The sequence below is a fragment of the uncultured Algibacter sp. genome (assembly GCF_947490405.1).
Lineage (GTDB): Bacteria > Bacteroidota > Bacteroidia > Flavobacteriales > Flavobacteriaceae > Algibacter_B.
The window spans coordinates 1-239 of sequence record NZ_CANLGU010000024.1 but is presented as its reverse complement, the minus strand read 5'-3'; the positions used below and the strand labels follow the sequence as shown (position 1 = coordinate 239).

Sequence of the window (239 nt, the reverse complement as noted above, 5' to 3'; positions counted from 1 at the left end):
GCTGCAACACAAGTGGTAAGAACAGTCAATGTTATACCAGACACGACAGCACCAGTAATCACTTTAAATGGTAATGCTTCTATTGATTTAAATGTTGGAGGTACTTACACCGAACAAGGCGCTACAGCCACAGATGATTTAGATGGCGATATTACGGCAAGCATTGTTATAGGCGGTGTTGTAGACACCAACATAGGTGGTACATATCTAATAACTTATGATGTAAGCGACGCTGCAGG

At 41.8% G+C, this 239-nt stretch carries 1 protein-coding gene; it reads left to right on the top strand.

The window, feature by feature from the left end; translation table 11 throughout:
• Positions 1 to 239: immunoglobulin-like domain-containing protein (locus Q0772_RS16250; RefSeq protein WP_298347022.1), on the top strand; the 239-nt coding region annotated here is incomplete at both ends.